Here is a 19472-nt window from a genome sequence, read left to right on the forward strand (position 1 = left end):
CTGGGTTTTAATTAAGTAATTATCTCCTAATTACTGCCAGTTTCCCCTGTTGAGGGGCGTATTATATAGAGTTTAAGAGCTGTGTCAACTGCTTTGCTAAAGGTTTTTTGATTAGTTTGATAGCCTTTTTAATAACTGATGATTTTCAATGGGTTAGGAATTAAGATACTTAAACGATATTCTAAAAAAGTCTTTTTACGGCTGTTTTTTGTTGACTAGAAGGCTCATCTCCACTATCTAACCTCTCACTACGGACTCATTAGAGCCATTGATACGGTATTTAACGCTACCTATATTCATCAGTATTGATATTGGTACAAAGTGCACCTATATATAGAAGCAGACCTGACCCCTTACTATCTAGTGTTAATAGGCGGTTTTTGCTATAATAGTTGATTTTATGACATTGCTTAATAGCCATCCTTATTCATCTTATGAGAAGGTAGTTCGTTTTACCTCATATAATGTTGATTATAGCCTGTTAAGTGGCGCTTAATCATCATGCTATATAAGGTAAAAGACAGTGCTATTAAGTTGTGCTTATCTCTTACAACATATCATAGTAGTTAGATATAATTGACGTGGTCTCACGGTTATATGATTGATGGTTGCAATCATCACTGCCAACGGACCCAAAAAGGTGAATAGATTATGGTAGCGATTACTTTACCCGATGGTAGCGTAAAAAACTTCGAAGGCAATACTACGGTCATGGAAGTGGCGCAAAGTATAGGCACAGGACTGGCGAAAGCAACAGTTGCTGGACGTGTAGATGGGCAGTTGGTAGATGCGCATGATCCTATCATTGCTGATGCTAAAGTCGAAATCGTGACGCCAAAAGACGACGACGGTATCGATATCATTCGCCACTCATGTGCGCATTTGTTAGGTCACGCGGTCAAGCAACTGTACCCTGATGTGAAGATGGTTATCGGTCCAGTAATCGAAGACGGCTTTTATTATGACATCTATAGTGAGACGCCTTTTACCCCTGAGCATATGGAAGCTATTGAAAAGCGCATGATGCAGCTGATCAAGCAAGATTATGACGTCGTTAAAAAGATGACACCACGTGCAGAAGCCATTGAGATATTTGAGTCACGTAACGAAGATTATAAGCTTAAGTTAATCAATGATATGCCAGGTGAAGAAGCCTTTGGTCTGTATCATCATCAAGAATATGTGGATATGTGCCGTGGCCCACACGTGCCAAACACACGATTCCTAAAAGTATTTAAACTGACTAAAATGTCTGGTGCCTATTGGCGCGGTGATGCGAAAAACGAGCAGCTACAACGTATTTATGGTACTGCGTGGGCGGATAAGAAACAGCTAAAAGCCTATATTCAACGTATTGAAGAAGCAGAAAAACGTGACCATCGCAAAATTGGTAAAGCGTTAAATCTGTTTCATATGCAAGAGCAAGCACCTGGTATGGTGTTCTGGCATGCAAATGGTTGGACAATTTATCAAGTGCTTGAGCAATATATGCGTAAAGTGCAACATGATAATGGCTATGAAGAAATCAAAACCCCACAAATCGTTGATCGTAGTTTGTGGGAGCGTTCTGGACATTGGGGTAACTATGCCACCAATATGTTTACGACCTCTAGTGAAAACCGTGATTATGCCGTAAAACCTATGAACTGCCCTTGCCATGTGCAAGTGTTTAACCAAGGCCTAAAGTCTTACCGTGACCTACCTTTGCGTATGGCAGAATTTGGTTCTTGTCATCGTAACGAGCCATCAGGTTCATTACATGGTTTGATGCGTGTTCGTGGCTTTACCCAAGATGACGCGCATATCTTCTGTACTCAAGCGCAAATTCAACAAGAAGTGGCTGACTTCATTAAGCTAACGCTTGCCGTCTATGAAGATTTTGGTTTCGATAGCATTATTATGAAGCTCTCAACTCGTCCTGAAAAAAGGGTTGGTAGTGATGAGTCATGGGATTTTGCAGAAAAAGCACTGTCAGATGCACTTGATAGCTCAGGCCTTGACTGGGATTATTTACCAGGTGAAGGTGCATTCTATGGTCCGAAGATTGAATTCAGTCTAAAAGACTCATTAGGACGTGTATGGCAGTGCGGTACCATTCAGGTTGATCCAAACATGCCTGAGCGTTTAGATGCTGAATTCGTCAATGAGCAAAATGAGCGCGAAGTACCTGTTATGTTGCACCGTGCTATATTAGGTTCATTTGAGCGTTTCATCGGTATATTGATTGAAAACTATGCGGGTTGGATGCCAGTATGGCTAGCACCACAGCAGGTAGTTGTTATGAATATCACCGATAAACAAGGCGAAGCTTGTGAAAACGTCGTCAGTGAACTAAAAAATGCAGGTTTGCGAGCTATTAGTGACTTGCGTAACGAAAAGATTGGATTTAAGATACGAGAGAAAACATTAGAACGTATTCCCTATATGCTAGTATTAGGGGATAAAGAAGTCGAATCGGGCAGTGTCAACGTCCGTACGCGTGAAGGTGAAAACCTTGGCGTGATGAGTGTTTCAGAATTTATTACATTAGTACAGACCGCTGTCGCTGAGAAAGGCCGACAGACCCCAAAAACAGATGAGGAGTAATACCTATTAAACAGTCGAACCGTTTGAACATCAACGAAGATATCAGTGCCAAAGAAGTCCGTCTGGTTAAAGAAGACGGCGAACAAATGGGCGTGGTCGATATCGACACCGCGATGAAAGCGGCACGTGAAGACAGTCTAGATTTGGTTGAATTAGTTCCTGAAGCTAAACCGCCAGTATGCAAAATCATGGATTATAAGCATTTCCTCTATGATCAAAAGCAAAAGGCAAAAGAAGCTAAGAAAAACCAAAAACAGACTCAGCTCAAAGAGATGAAGCTACGTCCAAGTACCGAAGAAGCCGATTATCAGGTTAAACTGAGAAAAATCGTTAGCTTCTTGGAAGATCAAGACAAAGTTAAAATTAGCATCCGTTTCCGCGGACGTGAAATGGCGCACCAAGATATCGGTCGCAAACAACTTGATCGTATTATTGAAGATACCGCTGATATCTCAAACGTCGAGCAGTACCCTAAGATGGAAGGTCGTCAAATGGGTATGCTGCTTGGGCCAACTAAGAAAAAATAATCTGTTTTTCAGATCATTTTAGTTGTGGCTGTTAGTCGATGTAGATACTTGTAATCTTAACCATCAATATGCTGCGGGATATTGATGGTTTTTTAATATTTAGGCCTGTAAATAGCCATTTTTTAATATAATAAGTCGACGCTACTTTACAAAATCTATCTTCTCAACCTTTTCATTACCAGTTAATCTAAAGGTCTGCTGTACCACATTTATATCATTTGAATTAAGTACAATCGAGTGTATAAAAACATCCATTTACTGTTAACGTGTTTTACGATTACCGTCTTTTGTAGCTATTGACCAAAAATACTGTCCATTTCAGATATTATAGGAAACTTCATGCAAGAATTGACTCCACCAGAAAACGCAACAACTCCAAGTATTTCTTTGACGCCGCCTGAACCTGTGAAAGAAATACAGAAAAGTGAAGCAGATCAGATGGTCAAGTTGGATGAAAGCCAGATTCCAGAGCTCGATGCCAAAGTCGATGCTTTTGTGGACCACGTTATTACTAACTCTGTGCACAGCGACGAGTTTCGACAGAACGTACAGTCTATTCATAATTTAGGTACGAAAGAAATCCGAGAATCCGCACAGGTTTCTAATCGCATGTTGGACTTACCAGCAAAGAGTCTCAATGACAGCTTGTTTGACAACTCCCCTATTGCCAAGTCATTGACTGAATTGCGCGGTATCGTAGAAGATTTAGATCCAAGTAAAAAAGAGCTGACCAGCTCACGCAAACTATTCGGCCTCATACCTTTTGGTAACAAAGTGCAAGACTACTTTCGCCAGTACGAATCAGCACAATCACATATCAATGCAGTGGTGACCAGTCTTTATAATGGTAAAGACGAGCTGCTAAAAGACAATGCGATGATTGAGCAAGAAAAAGTCAATATGTGGGAGCTGATGCAGTCTATTCGTCAGTATGTCTATGTCGGCAAAAAAATTGACGAGCAGTTGGAACACAAAATCTATGCAATAGAAGCAACTGACCCTGAAAAAGCTCGCATTATCAAAGAAGAAATGCTGTTCTATGTGCGTCAAAAAAATACAGATTTCTTGACCCAATTGGCTGTCAATGTACAAGGTTATTTGGCGCTTGATACCATTCGTCGTAATAATTTAGAGCTAATCAAAGGCGTAGATCGTGCTACAACAACGACTGTGTCAGCATTACGTACAGCTGTCGTTGTCGCTCAAGCAATGACCAATCAAAAACTGGTACTTGATCAAATCACTGCGTTGAATAAAACCACCAGTAGCTTGATTGAATCAACCTCGGCGATGCTAAAGCGTCAGTCAGGTGAAATCCATGAGCAAGCCACTAGCAGTAGTATCGAGCTTGATAAGCTGCAAAACGCTTTTAATAACGTCTATGATACGATGGATATGATTAGCAATTATAAGATCGAAGCGTTAGAGAACATGAAGCAAACGGTCAACACCTTGACTACTGAAGTAGATAAAGCACAAAAGTACCTCGATAAGTCTAATCAAACAACTGTGCTAGAAGTATCGAAAGAAATTGACAGCAAAAAGATAGCCAATAAATCAAGTAAGGTCGATGTTGATATTTGATTTATCACAATAGTTGTTACCAATTGAAGGTAACGACTCCTTGCTACTGAACACACATAAGACAATTGACGCAAGATATTGCCACGTTGTTCGTGTTAAGATAGCCCCTATTAATAATTTTAAAAATAGATACGGTAATTTATGAGTTGGAATGATCCAAACGCCTCAAGCGAGGCAAAAAGATATGACAATCCCATCCCTAGTCGTGAGCTAATACTTAGCACGATTACTGAGCATGGTGAAGTCACTCATCAGCAATTGGCAAAAGCCTTTAATATTGATGATCCTGACCAGTTTGATGCTTTGGGCAATCGCCTAAAAGCAATGGCGCGTGATGGACAAGTAAACCGCGACGGTCGTCCTTATCGCTATCGCACAGTGACTCAGCAAGATGTCGTCACTGGTACAGTGTCTGCGCATCCTAAAGGTTTTGGTTTTGTGCTTTTGAGTGATATGCCAGATTTGTTTTTGCATGAAAAACAAATGCGTTGGGTATTCAATGGCGACACTGTCGAAGCGGTCGGTACTTCAACAGACAATCGTGGCCGTACCGAAGGGCGTATTGTCGATGTCATTGAACGTCGCCAAAACAACTTCATTGGTACACTGGCTCGTGATGATGACGGCTACTGTGTCGAGCTTGGCAGTCCAAACAACCATCAGCCGATTACGGTCACTGAAGACAACGTACAAGCGTTTAATGCCAAACAAGGCTCTCCTGTCAAAGTCGATATCATCGATTGGCCAAACCAGCATGAGTTTGCCACTGGTAAAATCACGGAACTGCTGTCTGATGACAATGATCGTGAACTGATTATTGAAACCACACTACTCAATTATGACATTCCTTCAGACTTCAACGAAGCTGCACTTAAGCAAGCTGATAGCTATCAAGAGCCGACTGAAAAAGACATAAAAGGTCGCACAGACTTACGTCATTTACCACTCGTCACGATCGATGGTGAAGACGCACGTGACTTTGATGATGCCGTATTTGCTGAAAAACGATCTGGTGGTAACTATCGCGTTTTAGTAGCGATTGCTGACGTGAGCTATTACGTAACACCAAATTCAGCACTTGACCAAGATGCTTACGAACGTGGTACCTCAGTATACTTTCCGCATCGAGTGATTCCGATGTTGCCTGAAGTACTCTCTAACGGTCTGTGTTCATTGAATCCTAATCTTGATCGTCTATGTATGGTTGCTGATATTAAGATATCACGCGCCGGCAAGGTTACTGGGTATGAGTTTTATCCTGCGGTCATGCACTCACAAGCACGCTTAACCTACAATCAAGTAAATGATTATCTAGTAAATCCGACTGATAAACGCTTGCCTGAATCATTAACAGGTAATAAAGACGTTAAAAAATCTGTCGACACGTTATATCAGTTGTATGAATTACTACTGAAAAAACGTGAAGAACGTCATGCGATGGAATTTGAAACGGTTGAAACGTATATCAAGTTCAACGAAAAAGGCGGCATCGAGGCTATTCTGCCACGTACTCGTGGTGATTCTCAGAAGCTTATTGAAGAATGTATGCTACTGGCCAACACCTGTGCAGCGAACTTTGCGCTAAAGCATGAACTGCCAGTCTTGTATCGTAACCATGATAAGCCTGACGGTGAAAAATCAATGCGTATTCATGAATACGCAAAGAACTTTGGCCTATCGTTCCCAGAAGAAAATCCAACGCAAGCGGATTATCAGCGCATTATTGAAGCGACTAAAGACAGACCCGATGCGATTAGTATCCATAGCATGCTATTGCGTTCGATGATGCAAGCTAACTATGCACCTGACAATATAGGTCACTTTGGTCTAGCGTATGACGAATATAGCCACTTTACCTCACCTATTCGTCGCTATCCTGACTTAATGTTGCATCGCGGGATTAAAGCAAAAGTGACCAATAGCCAACAGCCTGCCATGGACTTTTCTCTTGAAGGTGCTGGTACGCAAACGTCAGATACAGAACGCCGTGCAGAAAAAGCCTCTCGCTATGTAGAGTCTTGGCTAAAATGTCATTACATGAAAGACCATGTTGGCGAAGAGTTCGAAGGTGTGGTGACTACCGTTACTAGCTTCGGTCTATTTGTGACATTGACCGACTTATATATTGATGGTTTGGTCCATATCTCAAATGTCGGCGATGATTTCTTTGTCTATGATGAGCAGCAGCAACAACTGATTGGTAAAGACAAAGGCACTTTGTTTGGACTTGGTGATTCGGTCAAGGTCAAAGTTGCTGGCGTGAACATGGATCTATTGCAAATTGACTTTGATTTAAAAGCCAAACTGCAATCTAGTGAAATGAATCAGACAAAAAAAGCACCCGCTAAAAAGAGCCCAGCCAAGAGAAGTAGCAGTCGTAGTAAAGGCGCTAATAAGAAAGGCTAGTTTTGGTTAGACGCTCGAAATAAAAAAAGGCTAACGTCATCGTTGGCCTTTTTTTATGTCTCACTATTTATATGATATGCGTTGTACTTGCCTAATGCAGGCTGGCTACTGTGCAGTGTTGTCCATCTCTTCTAAATTTTTCTGTTCTGCTTGTTGAGCTTGATCTATTTGAGTCGTGGCACTATCAAGGATGGCTTTAGGCTGCTCACCCAATGGCTTGCTAGTGATAGCATCAGAGCTGCTTGCTTCGATGTGAGTCTCAGGTATTTCTGCGCTGATATCACTATGCTCAGAGGTTACGCTACTGACGAGCGCTTCTCTATTTTTGTCACGTTGACTACCATTAATAAGGTTAAAACCAAGTAAGGCTACCATGCCAACTAGCGCGAATATAATCAGATGTTTCATTTGCATAGGAAATGTCTCGTATTTAAATAATTATTAGATATACGTTTCGTTGCATTTTCTGTGCCTATTTTTAAACTGGTCTATATATTACTCTTGCGGGCTATTATTGTTTAATAAATCAGTCTCATCTGAACGTTCTGCAATCTCTTGCTCAACCTTTTTCATTAGTTTGTCATCAGAACGCGCACTGAGAACCTCATCCGCATTGTCATCTTGTAATATAAGCTTGGCACGCGCTTTTGCTTGTTTTTTATCCTTATTGTCAGTGATGCTGCTATTACCATTCGTAGTAGTCTCAGACACGGTCGGTGTAACCGTCACGTTAGATGTATTGTTTACATGACTGCTTTGCATATGCTCAAAGGCTTTTTCCAAATCACGATTAAAACGTAATCGATAAATAGGTTCAGGTAGGCTGAAACCCTCATCCTCTAATGCATGCTTGGTCTCACGAATGGCAATACTGCGTGCTTTTGAAAAGTCCGTCTCTGATTGATCTACCCAAACTTGAAACTCTAAGACGATATTAGAGTCACCAACATTACTAATGACAGCAATTGCTTTTGGCTCATCCAAAACGAACGCTAAACAATGTATTGCGTCCAACCCAACTTTGATGGCAGCTAATGGATCATCATTAGCATCGACACCCAACTCAAAGGTGAATCGACGTTCAGGATTTTTGGTGTAATTGAGGATAGTACCTTTGAAGACTTCAGAATTAGGAATCCGTAACTGATTGCCATCTAGTGTCATCAATATCGTTGCGCGTGAGGTCAAGCGCACCACTATACCCTCTTGCCCATTAATCACAATATGATCACGTGCACGAAATGGTTGGCGAATACTGAGCATTAACGATGCGATATAATTTTCAATCGTATCTTTGACCGCAAAACCAACCGCAATACCAATGACGCCAGCACCACCAAGCAATGTGCTTAAGATGGTCTCTGCTCCTATTAAGCTGAGCGCTAGGATCAGGCCAAATATAATGAAGATGACTTTGACGGTTTGTGACAGCAGCTCAGCGACAAATGGATTGGGTGTCAACCGTTGCCACATTCTTTTGCGATTAGACAGCCAGCTACCAAACCAGCTCACCAATATAAACAGAATGATACCGACCAGTAATAGTGGTAAGGCTTTGACTAAATTTTTGGCTTGTACCTTGAGACCTTGATAGACAGTAGTAACGTTATCTTGTACATCTAGGGTACGATCAATCTGATCCGAAACGGTGACCACATCTGTCAAACGATTGGTCAAATTAATGGCCTGCTGTGCTTTCTTCTCGTTTGGCGTCTCTCCCGTTAAGGTAACAACACCTTGGGCGACACTAACATTGACAGCTTGCAAACCATCAATTTCAGAAAAAATACCTTTGATACGTTGACGAATGTCATTGTCCTTTTGCGGGGTCGGTGTGGTTTCAATTTGGGCGTTATTGGTACTTTCGCTGACGATTACCGGCGATGGAGTTGGCTCAGGTTCAGATGACTGCGTAGGAAGCTCAACAATGTCAGCTTCTGGTTCCGCAATATCATTTGATACAACGCTTTCTGCACGCGCTATTTCTGATACTTTGGTTATATCAGTGGTTTCTTCAACAAGAGCATAAACCGGAAGAGAACAAAGGAGGCTTAATAGCAACCATATCTGACACCACGCTCTTGGACAACTGCGTATCCTTGGAAGGTCTAAACGAGTTGCCATAAGCATCCTTTGCTAGCTTTACTGATTTTTATTGCTAAGTTTCACTACTACATTGTGTCTTATTTACGATCTAGATAAATCTGCGCTTCACTTAAACTTAGCGTACCTTCATAAATAGCACGGCCAGTAATGATGCCCTCGATACAGTCACCATAAGGCTTCAATAGCTCAATATCTTTCATATCGGTCACGCCACCTGACGCAATCACTGGTAAACCGCCTTCACGAGCCAAGTTAACCGTTTGCTCGACATTGACGCCTTGCATCATGCCATCACGGGCAATATCGGTATAGACAATTGAAGAGACACCTACATCAGCAAAACGCTTGGCAAGCTCAGTTGCTTTGGTATCAGTAACATTCGCCCAACCATGGGTTGCGACCATGCCATCTTTTGCATCAATACCTACAATGATATGACCCGGAAATTCGCGGCAAGCTTCTGCGACAAACTCAGGGTTTTCAACTGCTTTTGTACCGATAATAATATAAGTTAAACCTGCAGTGATATATTGTTCAATGGTGTTCATATTACGCACACCGCCGCCCAGTTGAATAGGCAAATTCGGATAAGCTTTGGTAATATCATTGACTACTTGTCTATGAACAGGAACACCATCAAAGGCACCATTCAAATCGACCAAATGCAGTCGGCGTGCACCTTCCTCTACCCAGCGTGCTGCCATCGCCACTGGATCATCAGAGAATACCGTATCATCTTCCATACGGCCTTGTTTTAAGCGTACACATTTACCATCTTTTAAATCAATCGCCGGGATAATGACAGGCACAGCACACATATCGCATTCCTTATAAAACAAAATATTGAATAAATTTGAAAAACTAAACTTTGAATATTATGGTGTATTGATTTCTCAACACACGCTAAATAATGATAAAAAATATTGCTCAAAACTGTATTCATGACAATAAAACTAAAAGTGATAACTATAAGTTTTTATAATTGCAGCCATTGAAAACATTAGGTAAATTGAATTCCTGACTGGCAATTTTAGGTCAATTTAGCGTATAATCCTAGGTAAATTTTATTTGTTTCTATGTGATAGTAACCATACGTTATATTTTTATTAGGTCAATCACGACTAAAAAAAGATTAGCGGTCAGGATGAATCGAGTAAGAGCTAAATACATTTACATGATATTGGCTGACTTCTTGCTAAGAAAGGTTATATTAGAAATCTCAACTGGTCGATCGAAACAGATTACCCTGCAGTATTACACACTCTAATTAAATACCTTTCCTAACGTTTTCATATTGTCTTTATCACTGGTCAACGACACTAAAATAGCTATTATTGGCTTTATAGCAATATTATACGATAAGTGAACGCTGCTTGTTAATTGCTTAGCCAGTTTGTCTTTTTACCAGTTTATCATCTATCTCAATAGATCGTTATTTGGCTACATACTTATTCAATTAAGTATCTTTTCTAGGATACTGAACTCATAAGTAGGGTCTACAATACTGGTATTAAGAATTTTAATTTTCAATGAAACGTATGATAAAGCTGTTTATATTAAGAACTGTCACTTTTAGCTCACTGCTTTAGCGATGGTTTTTAATTGGATGGTTTTAATATACACCTTGGTAGCCAGTCGCCACTTTGGTAATTCGAATAAGACATTAACGTGTTGTTAAGGAGTCTAAGGTCAGCGTTAATACTCTTAATAGTAGTTATGATCGTGCTTTATTTTTAGAAAACTCTATCACCATCCTATTATAGGAGTCGGTGAGTGAGTGATTTATTGAATGATGCATATCTTCATGCTACCGATATACCAAACAGGAAGTCTGGTATCGTTTTAGACTATGGACTAAGTTTTCGCTTATGATTACCATCAAAAAAGGTTTGGATTTGCCCATCACCGGCGAACCCTCCCGCGAGATATCTGAGCACCAACCGACACACGTAGCCCTTATTGGCTATGATTATATCGGTATGAAGCCCACGATGAATGTCAAAGAAGGTGACATCGTAGCAAAAGGTCAGCCCGTTTTTGAAGATAAAAAACGTGCGGGCGTTATCTACACTGCCCCTGCTGCTGGTAAAGTTGTCGCGATTAAACGCGGTGACCGTCGTGTGTTTGAGAGCCTCGTTATTGCGGTCGACCCAAACGGTGAAGAAGTAGACTTCGAGCGCTATGACTCCCAGCAACTGGCTGACCTAGACTCTGAAGTTGTCGAAACCCAATTACTTGCCTCTGGCGAATGGACTGCGTTTCGCACGCGCCCCTTTAGCCGTACGCCAGAAATCGGTGCCCGTCCTCATGCCATCTTTGTCACTGCTATAGATACCAGTCCCCTAGCGTTTGATCCAATGTTGCTGATCAATGAGCAGCTACAAGCGTTCAATGATGGTCTTGCTGTGTTGTCGACACTCAGCCCAAAGATGTTTGTCTGCCATCATGGTAATGCCCAGCTGACACCAGTCGCAAAAACTGCTGCGAATAACGTCACTGAGTATCATGGCTTTGCTGGTAAGCATCCAGCTGGTCTGGCAGGTACGCACATTCACTTTTTACACCCAATTATGCGTGGCGTGAGCGTCTGGACAATTGGCTATCAAGATGTGATTGCTATTGGTAAGCTATTTACTACCGGCCGTCTATACACGCCTCGCTTGATTAGCTTAGCAGGCCCTTCTGTCAGTAACCCACACTTGGTTATGACTGAGCGCGGTGCTGATATTACTGCCTTGACCAAAGGTCAGCTAGCAGCTGGCGAGAACCGTATCATTTCAGGGTCGGTATTATCTGGTCGCAAAGTGTTTAGCAATATTGCCTATATTGGTCGTTTTCATAATCAGATCAGTGTGCTGACGGAAGGTCATGAGCGCCCAGCGTTCCACTTCTTTACGCCAGGTAAAAACCGTTTCTCAAAGCTGCCTATCTATATCTCTCAGTTTTTTGGTGGCAAAAAGTACAACTTCACCACCACGAGTAATGGCTCACCGCGAGCGATGGTACCAATTGGTGTCTATGAAGAAGTTATGCCTCAAGATTATCTACCAACCCAACTGCTACGCGCATTGATTGTCGAAGACATGTTGGTCGCGGTTGATTTAGGCGTACTTGAGTTGGATGAAGAAGATTTGGCACTATGCACCTTTGTATCTCCTGGCAAATATGAATTCGGTGATATCTTGCGTGATAACTTAACGCGCATCGAACTGGAGGGCTAACCACGATGAAATTTTTACACAATATGTTCGATCGTATGGAGCCATCTTTTACCAAAGGCGGCAAACACGAAAAATACTATGCCATCTTTGAGATGTTTGATACGTTTTTGCGTCAACCAGACTCAACCACATACGCGTCATCACACGTACGTGACGGGATTGATCTAAAGCGCATTATGATTACCGTATGGTTATGTACTTTCCCAGCGATGTTTTGGGGTATGTACAATATCGGTCATCAAGCGCTAACGGCGGTTGCTCAGCTTGGCTTGCAGCCTGAAGGCTGGCGTACTGTTATCACTAGTATGGCAGGCTATAATCCAGACAGTGTCTGGGCAAGTTTTGTCTACGGTGCGATGCAGTTCCTACCTATTTACCTTGTGACATTTGCCGTTGGTATTCTCTGTGAGATTATCTTTGCCGTCGTGCGCGGGCATGAAGTCAACGAGGGCTTCTTTGTGACCTCGGTACTATTTGCACTATGTCTACCACCAGATATTCCCTTATGGCAAGTTGCCTTGGGTATTATCTTTGGTGTGGTCGTAGCCAAAGAAGTATTCGGTGGTACAGGTAAAAACTTCCTTAACCCTGCCCTATCGGGTCGTGCATTCCTATACTTTGCTTATCCAGCCTATATGTCTGGTGACTCTGTATGGACAGCGGTTGATGGTTTTTCAGGAGCAACGCCTCTCGGTCTTGCTGCACTTGGTGTCTCTCCTCAAGATTTCGTCGATGTCTATGGCAATGCGATTACGTGGAGTGATGCATTCTTCGGTAATATGCAAGGCAGTATTGGTGAAGTATCAACACTAGCAATCTTGATGGGTGCCGCTGTTCTACTATGGACGCGTATTGCCTCATGGCGCATCATGACAGGTTGTGTGGTTGGTCTTGTGGCTACCTCGCTTATCTTCAACATGATTGGCTCTAAAGACAACATGATGATGAACTTGCCGTTCTATTGGCACTTAGTCATTGGTGGTTTTGCCTTCGGTGCGGTATTTATGGCAACCGATCCAGTTTCAGCTGCACATACCAATAAAGGTCGCTGGGCTTATGGTATCTTGATTGGTTTTATGACGGTATTGATTCGTGTCATTAACCCAGCTTTCCCAGAAGGCATCATGCTGGCCATTCTATTCGCCAACTTATTTGCGCCATTGTTTGATTATTTTGTGACCCAAGCAAACATCAAACGCCAAACAGCTCGGAGGGTTCGCTATGTCCAAGCCCAAAAGTAATAATGCGAAAACCATCAGTGTGGCATTAACGCTATGCTTGGTGTGTTCAGTATTGGTCTCAGCAGTTGCAGTTGGCCTAAAGCCTGCACAACTCGAAAATGCACGCTTAGACCGTAACAAAAACATCTTAGTCGCGGCCGATATGTACGATGCTGAGTCTGACACACAAGATGATGTTGCCGAACGATTCAAAGACTTTGATGTCGAAATTATTGACTTAAGTAAAGGCAATTATGTCGATGATGCAACGCTAGCAGACGCGGGTATCCCTGATCGTAATGCTTATGACGCTACTCAAGCGACTAAAAATCAAGCATTGAGTGACGACCTAGGTAACGATGATCCTGCGGGTATCGGTCGTAAGCCTAAATATGCCAAAGTCTATGTCAAAAAAGACGATGCTGGTCAACCTGAAGTAGTCGTACTGCCTATTCAAGGTTACGGACTATGGGGTACTATCTATGGTTTCTTGACGCTAGAGAGCGACATGAATACTATCAAAGGTATCAGCTTCTATGAGCATAAAGAAACCCCAGGTTTGGGTGCTCGTATCGAAGAGCCAGAGTGGCGTGCCAAGTGGACTGGTATCCAATCTTATGATGAGAATGGTGACGTTGCCACTGGTGTAACCAAAGCAGGTAATCCAAAAGACAACTGGGTTGATGGTATCAGTGGTGCGACATTGACTAGCCGCGGTGTCAGTAACATGATTCAGTTTTGGTTAGGCGAGCAAGGTTATAAGCCTTATCTAGATATGCTGCGCAAAGAGGGTGGTCAGACAGTTGATACTGCAGAAACACAAGCAAATCAATCAAAGAAAACCGCTCAACCTAAAACCGAACTGGCAGCAAAACTACCAGTAGCAAACGGCAAGGAGGCTTAACATGGCTGACACTAAAAGTATTTTAACCTCGCCTGTCTTTGATAATAACCCTATTGCCCTACAGATCTTAGGTATCTGTTCGGCACTAGCGGTCACCACGAGCATGGCCAACGCCATGGTTATGTGTGTAGCATTGACACTGGTAACGGCATTTTCGAGCTTCTTTATCTCGATTATTCGTAAACAAATTCCATCAAGTATTCGTATCATCGTGCAGATGACCATCATTGCTTCATTGGTTATCTTGGTCGATCAGGTACTAAAAGCTGTCGCTTATGATGTGAGTAAAGGCTTGTCAGTTTTCGTTGGTCTGATTATCACTAACTGTATCGTGATGGGTCGTGCTGAAGCGTTTGCCATGAGCAACCCACCAGTACCAAGCTTTTTAGATGGTATTGGTAATGGTCTTGGTTACTCTGCGGTACTACTGTTCGTTGCCACTATCCGTGAGCTACTAGGCGCAGGCACTTGGTTCGGTATCACTATCTTACAACCAGTGACTGACGGCGGCTGGTACATACCAAACGGCCTATTATTGTTGCCACCGTCAGCATTCTTTATCATTGCTTTGTTCATTGTCATCGTCCGTATTTGGAAACCAGAACAGGTTGAAGAAGCTGAATTTGTAATGAAGCCGCAGTCTAAAGGCATGGCACATGGAGGCGGTCACTAATGGGACATTATGTTAGTTTATTTATAACCTCAGTCTTTATTGAGAATATGGCGCTTGCCTACTTCCTAGGTATGTGTACTTTCTTGGCAGTATCGAAGAAGGTTTCAACCGCTATTGGTCTTGGTGTTGCCGTCGTCGTCGTCATGGCGATTACGGTTCCATTAAACAACTTACTATTCCAGTTCATCCTAAAAGATGGTGCACTGGCATGGGCAGGTTTCCCTGATATCGATTTAAGCTTCTTAGGTTTGCTTAGTTATATTGGTCTTATTGCCGCTACCGTACAGATTCTAGAGATGTTCTTGGATAAGTTCGTTCCTAGTCTATACAACGCCCTTGGTGTTTTCTTACCACTCATCACTGTAAACTGCGCTATCTTAGGTGGTGTACTATTTATGGTTGAGCGTGACTATAACTTCGGCGAATCAGTCGTTTATGGTGTGGGTGCAGGTTTTGGTTGGGCATTAGCGATTACCGCATTGGCTGGTATCCGTGAAAAACTGAAATACTCAGATATCCCAGCACCTCTGCGTGGTCTTGGTATAACGTTTATCACCGTTGGTCTGATGTCACTTGGCTTTATGTCTTTCGGCGGTATGTCAATTTAGACCGCTAAGCTTAAACACTTATTTAGCGATTTGACCTATTTAATTCATTTATTCGGTAGGGGTTCAGAAAAACGTTATGACGTTCTTTCGCTCCCCTACTCCATAGATTAAGGATACCTACCATGGATTACGCTACGGCGATTGGTGGCGTTGCTATGTTTACCTTGATCATCATGGGCCTTGTCGCCATTATTTTGGCGGCGCGCTCAAGACTGGTCAGTTCAGGCGATGTTACCATCCATATCAATGATAATTCCGATAATGACGTCGTGACACCAGCGGGCGGTAAACTACTGCAAACACTTGCGAGCGAAGGTATTTTCTTATCTTCAGCATGTGGTGGCGGTGGTACCTGTGCGCAGTGTCGTTGCCGCGTTATTGAAGGCGGCGGTTCGATCTTGCCGACTGAAGAAGGCTATTTTACTCAAGGCGAAATCCGCAATCACATGCGCTTAGCTTGTCAGGTAGCTGTTAAGCAAGACATGAAAATCGAGATTGACCCTGAGTTTTTTGATGTACAAAAATGGGAGTGTGAGGTTGTCTCTAACGATAACGTTGCCACTTTCATTAAAGAGCTGGTACTAAAAATTCCTGAAGGCGAAGAAGTTAACTTCCGCGCTGGTGGTTATGTACAGCTAGAAGCGCCACCGCATGAAGTGCACTATAAAGACTTTGATGTTGCAGAAGAATACCGCGAAGATTGGGATAAATTTGGCATCTTTAATTATGTGTCAAAAGTTGATGAGCCAGTTATTCGTGCTTATTCAATGGCCAACTATCCTGAAGAAAAAGGTCTTATCAAGTTCAACATCCGTATCGCAAGTCCACCACCACGTGGTCCAGACGGTATCCCTCCAGGTAAGATGTCTTCTTGGACATTTAGCTTAAAACCTGGCGATAAAGTAACGGTATCGGGTCCTTACGGTGAGTTCTTTGCTAAGAAAACCGAAGCTGAAATGATCTTCGTCGGCGGTGGTGCAGGTATGGCACCAATGCGCTCGCACATTTTCGATCAGCTTAAGCGTTTGAATACAGACCGTAAAATCAGCTTTTGGTATGGTGCACGCTCTATTCGCGAGATGTTCTACGTTGAAGACTATGATCAACTTCAAGAAGATTTTTCTAACTTTGAGTGGCATGTGGCACTATCAGATCCACTTCCTGAAGACAACTGGACAGGCTACACCGGCTTTATCCATAACGTCTTATTAGAAGAGTATCTGAAAGGTCATCCAAACCCAGAAGACTGTGAATATTACATGTGTGGGCCACCGATGATGAATGCTGCGGTCATCGACATGCTACATAGCATGGGTGTTGAAGATGAAAACATCATGCTTGATGACTTTGGTGGTTAAACCTACTGGTTAGGAAGTACGATTAAGTTAATACTATAAAAAAGAGTCTCAATTGAGGCTCTTTTTTTGTTTCTGATAATCGTATTTTTTGGATGTAGTGTAAGGCTACAAATTTAACTAGTCGCGAGCACTTATCATCCTATATCATGAACTATTCACATGTTAAGAAAGGAATCTTATGAAAACCAATATTAAAAAATCAACCATTTGGATTACTGGTGCCTCTAGCGGTATTGGTCAAGCACTCGCTATCTCTTTCGCCAAGCGAGGCGCCAGAATTATACTGAGTGGCCGTGATCAAGAGAAACTAGAAGCGGTCAGAAAAAACTGTAAAGGTAGCAAAAACCATATTGTCATCCCATTCGATATTGGTGATACCAGTCAGACAAAAATAGCGTATGAGTCCGCTATTCAGCAGGCAGGTAAAATTGATTGGCTGATTAATAATGCTGGCATCAGTCAACGCTCATTAATCATGGACACCACAGAAGACGTCGAACGGCAATTGATGGAAATAGATTACTTTGCACAAACACGTCTGACCAGACTGGTATTACCAAAGATGATCGCACAAGGTGGCGGTAAAATAGTCATGATATCGAGTATCGCAGGTCTACTAGGTACTCAGTATCGCGGTGCTTACAGTGCTGCCAAAGCCGCTATTCATATGTGGGCGAACAGTTTGCGTGCTGAATTACATGATCAAGGTATAGAAGTCGCCACTATATTCCCAGGGTTTATCCAAACCAATGTATCTATCAATGCGTTGACTGGAGATGGTAGCACGCAGGGTACGATGGATTATGCCACTAAGAAAGGGTTGACTGCTGCAGTATTTGCTAAGCAAGCCGTCAAAGCGCTATTAAAAGAAGAAGAATATATTGTTATTTCTGGTCCAAAAGAGAAGTTCGCAACCAAGGTCAATCGCATATCTCCGCCCAAACTGTACAAACTCATTCGTGAGTCAAAAGTGACCTAAGCAAGGTGCAACCCTCTAGCATTAGCTATGAATACATAGTGATATTAGTGTCTAATATTACTAGCAAAAATGTTGTTTACGCTCAAAGCAATTGGCGTTATCGGTAGCAAGAGGTGTAAAATAAGCACAGTTTATTTTACACCTCTCACTCCTCTGCTATAGCAAAAAGCTTATGAAAACGATAATACTTTCTACTAAAACAACTCGTACAGGCTACAGCATCATCGCTCTTGTCAGTGCGCTTAGCCTCACCGCTTGCCAGCAAACACCAGATTACGATTATCTGGCTGGGGAGACAATGGGCACTAGCTATCACATTAGTTATCAGCTGCCCGATAATGTCGATGAAGCGACCATACAAGCGTCAATCGATAAACGCCTAAAGCAAATCAATGACAGTATGTCTACCTATCAAGCAGACTCGACTATTTCTACATTTAATCAGTTAGGCAAAGAGACACCCATCACTATCGATGCAGATTTTAGTCGCGTGCTTGACGTCTCACGTATCGTCTACGAACAATCTGGTGGGGCATTTGATCCGACTGTAATGCCATTGGTAGAAACATGGGGCTTCGGCAGTACCATGACCGTTGATCGGTTACAAAGCCCACCGACGGCCTTAGAGATTGCCCAAGCCAAAGCATTAGTAGATTTTGACAGTATCATACAAAAAGATAAAACCATCTATAAAACCAAAGAGGGTGTCGAACTTGATTTCTCAGCAGTGGCAAAAGGCTATGGCGTCGATGTCATCGCTGATGTATTAAGAGAGGATTATAAGATTCGCAATTATATGGTCGAGATTGGCGGTGAGATTTCGACTGCTGGTGTCAATAACCAAAAGCAGCCATGGCAAATTGCAATCGATGCGCCTATTGAAGGCAGCACAGTGAGCGAGCGCGAGACGATATCCCTCATTCGCCAGCCAATCAATACGCACAATAAAATGCATTTAGCGACGTCTGGCAACTATCGTAACTCCGTCATATTCGATGGTAAACGTTATAGCCATACGATTGATCCTACCACTGGAGAGCCTATCGCTGGTGGCGCACCTTCTGTCACCGTGGCCGCTGACTCAGTTGCACTGGCTGATGCATGGGCCACCGCACTCACTGCGATGCCTTATCAGAAGGCCTTAGAAACTGCTAAAGAACAAAACCTAGCTGCTATGTTTGTCGTCTTGACTGACAAGGCAAAAACAAACAATACCGACGATAGCATCGATGATTGGCAAGTGATAGAAACACCTGCCATGCAAGCTCTACGCGCTGATAAAAAGTCTTAGATGCTAGGG

The 19472-nt window shown here is 42.5% G+C and carries 15 protein-coding genes; 12 read left to right on the forward strand and 3 right to left on the reverse strand.

What is annotated here, in order from left to right; translation table 11 throughout:
• Window positions 1–651: 651 nt before the first annotated feature.
• From thrS to rnr, 4 genes are all read left to right on the forward strand, one after another.
• Window positions 652–2586, forward strand: a complete 1935-nt coding sequence (thrS, locus tag I6E83_RS00005) for a threonine--tRNA ligase (protein WP_197099423.1) — start codon at window positions 652–654, stop codon at window positions 2584–2586.
• 23 nt (window positions 2587–2609) lie between these two features.
• The gene (infC, locus tag I6E83_RS00010) at window positions 2610–3113 is read left to right on the forward strand and encodes a translation initiation factor IF-3 (RefSeq protein WP_010197324.1); all 504 of its coding nucleotides are present in this window, start codon (window positions 2610–2612) and stop codon (window positions 3111–3113) included.
• Between the two features lie 339 nt (window positions 3114–3452).
• The gene (locus I6E83_RS00015) at window positions 3453–4697 is read left to right on the forward strand and encodes a toxic anion resistance protein (RefSeq protein ID WP_197099424.1); all 1245 of its coding nucleotides are present in this window, start codon (window positions 3453–3455) and stop codon (window positions 4695–4697) included.
• Window positions 4698–4838: 141 nt separating this feature from the next.
• A complete protein-coding gene (rnr, locus tag I6E83_RS00020; protein ID WP_197099425.1) occupies window positions 4839–7103 on the forward strand; it encodes a ribonuclease R in 2265 nt (754 codons plus the stop codon).
• A 105-nt stretch (window positions 7104–7208) separates the two neighbouring features.
• On the opposite strand, the gene I6E83_RS00025 is transcribed toward rnr, so the two are convergent.
• From I6E83_RS00025 to hisA, 3 genes are all read right to left on the reverse strand, one after another.
• Complete coding sequence (locus I6E83_RS00025; protein WP_197099426.1) at window positions 7209–7517, reverse strand: hypothetical protein; 309 nt, start codon at window positions 7515–7517, stop codon at window positions 7209–7211.
• Between the two features lie 81 nt (window positions 7518–7598).
• Window positions 7599–9227: a mechanosensitive ion channel family protein gene (locus I6E83_RS00030; protein ID WP_197099427.1), complete on the reverse strand. Its 1629-nt coding sequence runs from the start codon at window positions 9225–9227 to the stop codon at window positions 7599–7601.
• A 59-nt stretch (window positions 9228–9286) separates the two neighbouring features.
• Window positions 9287–10027, reverse strand: coding sequence for a 1-(5-phosphoribosyl)-5-[(5-phosphoribosylamino)methylideneamino]imidazole-4-carboxamide isomerase (gene hisA / locus I6E83_RS00035; RefSeq protein ID WP_197099428.1), 741 nt, complete (start codon window positions 10025–10027; stop codon window positions 9287–9289).
• Window positions 10028–11077: 1050 nt separating this feature from the next.
• Here hisA and I6E83_RS00040 point away from each other — a divergent pair.
• The 8 genes from I6E83_RS00040 to I6E83_RS00075 all read left to right on the forward strand — a co-directional run bounded on the left by I6E83_RS00040 (window position 11078) and on the right by I6E83_RS00075 (window position 19463).
• The gene (locus I6E83_RS00040; RefSeq protein ID WP_110924422.1) at window positions 11078–12430 is read left to right on the forward strand and encodes a Na(+)-translocating NADH-quinone reductase subunit A; all 1353 of its coding nucleotides are present in this window, start codon (window positions 11078–11080) and stop codon (window positions 12428–12430) included.
• Between the two features lie 5 nt (window positions 12431–12435).
• A complete protein-coding gene (locus I6E83_RS00045; RefSeq protein ID WP_110924423.1) occupies window positions 12436–13671 on the forward strand; it encodes an NADH:ubiquinone reductase (Na(+)-transporting) subunit B in 1236 nt (411 codons plus the stop codon).
• Window positions 13652–14554 (forward strand): Na(+)-translocating NADH-quinone reductase subunit C, encoded by a 903-nt coding sequence (locus tag I6E83_RS00050; protein WP_110924424.1) that lies wholly within the window; start codon window positions 13652–13654, stop codon window positions 14552–14554. Before I6E83_RS00045 ends, I6E83_RS00050 begins: the two co-directional genes overlap by 20 nt.
• Before the next feature lies 1 nt (window position 14555).
• Complete coding sequence (locus I6E83_RS00055; protein ID WP_110924425.1) at window positions 14556–15227, forward strand: NADH:ubiquinone reductase (Na(+)-transporting) subunit D; 672 nt, start codon at window positions 14556–14558, stop codon at window positions 15225–15227.
• Window positions 15227–15835, forward strand: a complete 609-nt coding sequence (gene nqrE, locus I6E83_RS00060) for an NADH:ubiquinone reductase (Na(+)-transporting) subunit E (protein ID WP_011281361.1) — start codon at window positions 15227–15229, stop codon at window positions 15833–15835. Before I6E83_RS00055 ends, nqrE begins: the two co-directional genes overlap by 1 nt.
• Before the next feature lie 122 nt (window positions 15836–15957).
• A complete protein-coding gene (gene nqrF / locus I6E83_RS00065) occupies window positions 15958–17193 on the forward strand; it encodes an NADH:ubiquinone reductase (Na(+)-transporting) subunit F (RefSeq protein ID WP_110924426.1) in 1236 nt (411 codons plus the stop codon).
• Window positions 17194–17371: 178 nt separating this feature from the next.
• Entirely contained in the window at window positions 17372–18172 is an 801-nt protein-coding gene (locus I6E83_RS00070; RefSeq protein WP_197099429.1) for an SDR family NAD(P)-dependent oxidoreductase, read from the forward strand.
• Window positions 18173–18344: 172 nt separating this feature from the next.
• Window positions 18345–19463 carry an FAD:protein FMN transferase gene (locus I6E83_RS00075; protein ID WP_197099430.1) on the forward strand — a complete coding sequence of 373 codons (1119 nt, stop codon included), beginning with the start codon at window positions 18345–18347 and terminating at the stop codon, window positions 19461–19463.
• The last annotated feature ends 9 nt before the right edge of the window (window positions 19464–19472 follow it).

This window comes from Psychrobacter sp. SZ93C1 (genome assembly GCF_015864635.1).
Classification (GTDB): Bacteria; Pseudomonadota; Gammaproteobacteria; order Pseudomonadales; family Moraxellaceae; genus Psychrobacter; species Psychrobacter fozii.